The following is a 6,339-nucleotide window of genomic DNA, read 5'->3' as shown; positions in this document are numbered from 1 at the left end:
TGATGCCGCGGAGCGTCGGAGCCAGCGTGCCGTTCGCGATGAACTGGTTGCCCGCGCCCGTCACCAGCACGCGGGAGTAGTTGCCCGCGCCGTTACCGGTGCCCTGCCCATCGATATCGACCTGCAGCGTTGCGCCGGCCTGCATCGTCACGGTGCCGGCCACGGTCAGCGTGCCGGGCGAGTTGCCGGCGGCCAGGCGGCCTTCGACATTCACCGGTCCGTTGATCAGGCCGGTACCACGCAGCGTGCCCGCGGCGTCGACCTGCACGAACGAGCTGGTCAGCTGGCCGTTGGCGCTCAGGATGCCGCCCTGCACGCATGTACCGCTACCCATATGGGCCGAACCGGTGAGGCTCAGCTTGCCCGCACCCGACTTCACGAAGCAGCTGTCACCCGCCGCGGCGGTGAGGTTGCCCGAAAGCACGGTGGTCGTGCCGGCATCGACGTTCACGCCCGAATTGCCGCTGATGACGACCTGCTGGCCGGTACCGAGCGTGGCGACCGTCTGCAGCGTGCCGCCCTGGAGCAGGATCTGGCCCGTGCCGAGCGAGGAGCCCGAATCGATGCGGATGACGCCGCCCTGGATGAGCGTGCCGCCGGTGAACGAGTTGTTGCCGCTGACGACCAGCGTGCCGCCACCCAGCTTCACCAGGCCACCGGTGCCGCTCATGTCGCCCTGCTGGTTCAGCGTGACGCCGTTGAGCGTGGTGATGCTCGCACCCTTCGCACCGATCACGATATCGCGGTCGGTAGTCATGGTCTGGGTGACGGTAAGGTCACCGCCGTTGATCGCGATGTTGTTCGAAGCCGCGCCGAGGTTCGCATCGGACGAGACCTGCAGCGAACCGCCATTGATCGTGTTCCCACCGGTGTAGGTATTCTTGCCGGCGAGGATCAGGGTACCGTCGTTCACCGTGGTGCCACCGGTGTGCGAAGCGACGCCATCGATCTCGAGCGTGCCTTCACCATTCTTCACCAGGCCCGAGAGGCCACCGACCGTACCGGTCGCGGTGAGCTTGGTGCCAGCATCGGTGTTGAACGTACCAGTGCCCGCCAGCGTGATGTCACGCGCGGTGCCGAACGTGCCGGTGGTGTGCAGCGTACCGTTGTTGATGTCGATGCCGTTGCTGGCGTTACCGAGGTTGGCATCCTTGCTCACCTGCACCGTGCCGTTGTAGGCATGCGTGCCGCCGGTGTACGTGTTGTTACCGGTGAGGATCAGCGTGCCGTCGAGCACGCCCACGCCGCCGGTGTTCGAGACGACGCCGTCGACCTCGAGCGTGCCCGGGCCGACCTGGGCAAGCACGCCGTTACCCGACACCGTACCGCTCGTTGTCAGCTGCGTGCCGGCATCCGAGGCGATGAATGCGCCGCCATTGGCGATGACGAGGTTACGCGAGGAATCAACATCGCCGGTGTTATGCAGCAGGCCGCCGTTGAAGACCACGTTGGAACCGGTGCCGAGGTTGGCATCGTTCGCGATCTGCAGCGTACCGCCGTCAATGCGCGTATCACCGGTGTACTGGTTGGCGTGATCGAGGACGAGGGTGCCCTGGCCACTCTTCACCAGCGAGCCCATGCCGAGGACCGCGCCGCTGCTGGTCATCGTCGTGCCGGCGCCCACGTCGAGCGTACCGCTCTGGCTGATGAAGATCTGCTTGCCGGTATCGACATCGCCCGTCGTGGCGAGCGTGCCGCTCGACAGGATCAGGCCGTTGCCGGAGGTCGCGCCGAGGGCCTTCTCGCTATTCACCTGCAGGGTCGAACCGCCATTCACGATGGTGGTACCGAGGTAGCCGTTGTCGCCGTTCAGGACGAGCTTGCCCTGGTTGACCACCACGCCACCGGCCTGGTTGGCGTTGCCATCGATCTGCAGGTTACCGGCGCCGTCCTTGTAGATGGTGCCGTCACCGTCGATGCCGCCCGTGCTCACCATCGTCGTGCCGGCCGCGGTGACGACCTGGCCGTTGTTCGGCGTAACCTGGATGTCGCGGCTGGTGTTGATATCGGCCGTGGTGTGCAGGGAGCCCGCGTCGAGGGTCAGGCCACCGGCGGCATCGCCGAGGTTGCTGTCCTGCGAGATTTCCACCGTGCCATCGCTGACGACCGTGCCGCCGCCGTAGGTGTTGCTGCCGGTGAGGACGAAGTCGCCCTGGGCGAGGCCGAGCTGGCCGCGGCCGTCGAGCGTACCGCCAAGCGTGACCGTGTTGCCTGCGCCACTGCCGACGATGGCGCCGCCACCCGTACCGAGATGCATGTCTCGCGTGGTATCGAGCGGGCCATCCGCGAGCAGGGTGCCGTGGTCGAACGACACGTCGGTGCCCGGCTGGCCCAGGCTCGTGTCATCGGCGATCTCGAGCAGCGCACCGCCGCTGATCACCGTACCGCCGGTATAGGTATTGTTCGCGTCGAGGCGCAGCGTGCCGCCGTCGACAATCGTCTTGCCGTCCTGCGCGAGCACGCCATCCTGGACCAGGAGGCCATCACCCGACTTGATGAAGTCACCGTTGCCGGAGACGCCGCCGTTGGTGATGAGGCTACGACCGCCGTTCACGTCGACGGTGCCCGAGCCGGTGACTTCAATGCCACGGTTCGAGGTAACGCTGTTGACGATGTTGAGCGTGCCGTCGTTGAGCGAGAGGTTGCCGGTGCCGAGGGCGCCGTCGTTCGTGATGGCTACCGTGCCACCGTTGCTCACGTTGGTGCCGCCGGTGTACGTGTTGTTGCCGGTCAGTTCCTGGGTGCCGCCGCACACGTTGACCGCGCCATTGCCGCTGATCGTGCCGCTGAACGTGTCATTGGCATCGGTCAGGTTGAGGTCGTGGTTGCCGACCAGCACGTCGCCGTTACCGGAAAGGCCGGTACCGGTCGTCGCATGGTTGGCCGTCGTCGCGTCGAGCGTCGCGCCGTTGTTGATGATGATGTCGCCGGTGCCGATCGAGCCGTTACCGTCGAGCACGAGCGTGCCGTCATTGACTGACGTCGCCCCGGTGTACGTGTTCGCGGTATCGATCGTGACGGTGCCCGTGCCGTTCTTCACGACATTGCCGGTGCCGCTGATCGTCGCATCGACGGTGCCGTTGGTGTCCTGGGTGAACGCGACGGTGTCGTTGTCGACGATGTTGCCCTTCAGGCTATCGGTCGTGCCCTGCAGCGTGCCCTGGTCGACGATGATGTCGCCGGTGTGGGTGTTGTCACCCGCGAGCGTAAGCTTACCTTCGCCGGTCTTGGTCAGCGTGCCGTTGCCGTCGAGGTCGCCGGTGAAGGTCACATCGCCGTTCGTCGTGTCGACGGTGCCGCCGCCGCTGCGGACGGTGACGTCCTGGCTCTTGGTCACATCGGTGGTCGGGCGGAACGTGCCGTCATTGAACAGGATCGAGTACGGGTCGTTGAGTTCCGGATCGACCTGCGTATAGACCTGGCCGTTCACCATCGGGGTGCCGTTGAGGTCGGCGCCGGTGATGGTGAGCGTGTTGGTCAGCACGGGAGCCCACGGGTCCCACGACTGCGTCGGCTGGGCGATAGGCACATAGGTGTAGATATAGGTGCCCGGGACGAGTCCGGCGAACGAAACACCCTGCCACGTGAGCACCGGGCCACGGCCGGTCTCGTTATCCGGCGTCAGCGTCGTGCCGGTCTGCGCGGCGGCGTAGAAGTTGTTCACGCCATCTTCGAGGCCTTCCGGCTGCGAGGTCCGGTAATCCGAGAAGTTCACCAGCTCTTCGTAACCGTTGGGGCCCTGGAGCTTGAACTGACCTTCGAAGCCGCTCGCTTCCGAGGGATCGTGATACGTGCCGTACCAGAAAGTGAGGTTGCCGCTACCGCTGTTCGTGTAGCCGACGGAAATCGTATGCGCACTGGCAAAGGGAGCACCGCAGATCGCGATAGCTGCGCCAAGCGCGCCGCGCTTCAGCAGCGTGGCACCGAGCGAACCACCGGTGGCGGAACGGCCGCCCTTACCCGTGGCGCGTGCATGTTCGGAAACGACGACGAGCTGGCCGATCGTCTTGTTCCAGACGATGCGAAAAATTCTGTTCATGGGAAATGCGAAGTCCTGTCAATGATGGGCGCCCCCCTGCCGATCGCTCTAGGTCGTCCCTGATCGATGGCAGCTGCCCTGAGCGGGAGCGGGGGCCTATCAGCAAGTTGCATGCCACCATGTGTGAAGTTTGCGTTACAGGGGCTTAGGCAATGATTGCTTGGTTGGCGACTGACCCCGAGCGGCCAAATGTGACGCTATTCACATTTGTGACGACCGAATCCGTGTAGGAAAATTCGGCAATAGGTGAAGGAATAGCCGAATCTCAGTCGCTCAAACCGCCGTGACGCGCCCATTGGGCGTTGCAGCCGAACAATGTGGGCGGCCAAGGGAATCGCGTGCACTGAGATCGCATTGTTGTACATTTGTACAATGACACAGCCGATTCCCATGATTCGCCTACACAAGGGCAGGGGCGCCGCCTCCAACCCGGAGGGCCGGTTCGAGACGACGCGGTACCAGGCCGAGGACGACGGCTGGCACCGCGAGGAAGACGATCGCCGCCCCGCTACCACCGTGAGCCAGGAACTGGCCCGAGGCGTGGTGTCGCGAAATGACTCGCCGGACGTGGGCTTCGATCAGGCCATCAATCCGTACCGGGGTTGCGAGCACGGTTGCATCTACTGCTACGCCCGCCCCTCGCACGGCTACCTCAACCTCTCCGCCGGTCTGGACTTCGAGACGAAGCTGTTCGCCAAGGTCAATCTGGCGGAGATCCTCCGCGACGAGCTCGCGAAGAAGAACTACACGTGCAAGCCGATAAACATTGGCAGCAACACCGATCCTTACCAGCCGATCGAGAAACAGTGGCGCCTTACCCGCGCCGCGCTGGCCCTGCTGAACGAGTGCAACCATCCATGCACCATCGTCACGAAGAACGCACTGATCGAGCGCGATCTCGACATCCTGGCGCCGATGGCCGAGCGGAACCTGGTGCAGGTATTCATCTCGATCAATTCACTGGATAACAAGCTGGCGTCGAAGCTGGAGCCGAGAGCCTCTGCGACTCATCGTCGATTGCAGGCGGTAAAGACGCTGCACGATGCTGGCGTGCCCGTGGGCGTACTGGTCGCGCCGATCATCCCGGCGCTCAACGAGAAGGATGTGGAAGGCATCATCGAGCGGGCTGCTGCCAACGGGGCAAACTCGATTGGCTATACCTGCATTCGTTTGCCTCATGAGTTGAAGCAGCTGTTTCGCGAATGGCTGGAGATTCACTATCCCGATCGTGCCGCACACATCATCAGCCTCATCCAGCAGATGAATGGCGGGAAGGATTACGACAGCAACTTCGCCACCCGAATGCGGGGGCAGGGGATTTTCGCGGACATAATTAGGAAGCGGGTGCAGGTGGCTTCGCGGAAGGCGGGGTTGCACAGAGCATGGGATACGGTGTTGGATACGTCGCGGTTTGTGGCGCCGCGGATTCATTCGCCGCAGGGCGAGTTGTTCTGAGACTCGATCCAACCGTCGCCCACCGAGCGCTGTATGGGCGGAAGTCGGTTTCGCAATTGACCTAACACCATTGACGCACGTGACGAGAGCGGCCACTCGGCGCTGTGAATAAGCCACAGGTTATCCACCACGGATGTAGTGGATTCGATGACCTGGATCGAATCGGCTCGGGCAAACGCTTGGCGCGCGGGGCGCGGAACGACCGTAAAGCCCAAGCCGCGTGCGACGGGCTCCAGAATCAGCGAAATCTGGCTGTTGAACCCATGTTGCGGCAGGCTGCGCACACCTGCATTGCCAGGAAAGAGCTGCGCTAGAAGCCGCGTGGCCATCACGACGCCATCGGGATGGTCGATAAAGCCGAGGCGCTCGAGATCGCTCCAGTCATGCACTTCCTCACCTGCCGGCACCACGAGTTCCAGCGGATCCTCTGAGAAAGGCTCGCATACGAGACGAGCATCGTCCTGCTCGCTTTTGACGAGACCCAGTTCGTACTCGCTTCGCAGTACTGCGTCCAGAATATCGGCATCAGGGGCGATCCGATGGCAAACGATCAATCCGCGATACCGTTGCTGCAAGTCCAGCAACAGTGGATACAGGGCTAGTCCGACACTGTCGGGGGTGATGAAGCCGATGACACCTTCATCGGCATTCGCATCGGACAGCTTTGCCTGTAGGCGCCTGGCCGCGTGGTCCATCTCGCTGCAATAGCGACGTCCCCCCAGATTTGAGTAGCGGCTCGGTTTCGAGTCCAATCCCCCACAAGAAGGAGATTGGACGTGAAGAAGCGTTTTTCCGAAGAACAGATCATCGGCTTCCTGCGCGAGGCCGAGGCCGGCATGCCGGTC

Annotated in this window: 3 protein-coding genes and 1 pseudogene; 2 read left to right on the top strand and 2 right to left on the bottom strand. The window is 63.4% G+C overall.

The features are described from left to right. The coding region (locus ACTHLF_RS20360) for an autotransporter-associated beta strand repeat-containing protein (RefSeq protein WP_440329914.1) at nt 1-4,039 on the bottom strand (4,039 nt) is incomplete at its 3' end. 372 nt (nt 4,040-4,411) lie between these two features. On the opposite strand from ACTHLF_RS20360, the gene ACTHLF_RS20355 reads away from it, so the two are divergent. Continuing rightward, on the top strand, nt 4,412-5,494 hold the full coding sequence (locus ACTHLF_RS20355) for a PA0069 family radical SAM protein (RefSeq protein WP_440329917.1): 1,083 nt from the start codon (nt 4,412-4,414) through the stop codon (nt 5,492-5,494). Here ACTHLF_RS20355 and ACTHLF_RS20350 read toward each other — a convergent pair. Further along, nucleotides 5,467-6,189 (bottom strand): LysR family transcriptional regulator substrate-binding protein, encoded by a 723-nt coding sequence (locus tag ACTHLF_RS20350; protein WP_440329915.1) that lies wholly within the window; start codon nt 6,187-6,189, stop codon nt 5,467-5,469. The genes ACTHLF_RS20355 and ACTHLF_RS20350 overlap by 28 nt on opposite strands. An 81-nt stretch (nt 6,190-6,270) precedes the next feature. Here ACTHLF_RS20350 and ACTHLF_RS20345 point away from each other — a divergent pair. Further along, a pseudogene (locus ACTHLF_RS20345) lies at nt 6,271-6,339 on the top strand (transposase); the annotation flags it as partial.

Origin of the sequence: Luteibacter sp. (assembly GCF_051958795.1) — a bacterium.
GTDB lineage: Bacteria > Pseudomonadota > Gammaproteobacteria > Xanthomonadales > Rhodanobacteraceae > Luteibacter.
The sequence above is the reverse complement of the archived record's forward strand: the minus strand, read 5'-3'. Positions and strand labels throughout refer to the sequence as shown.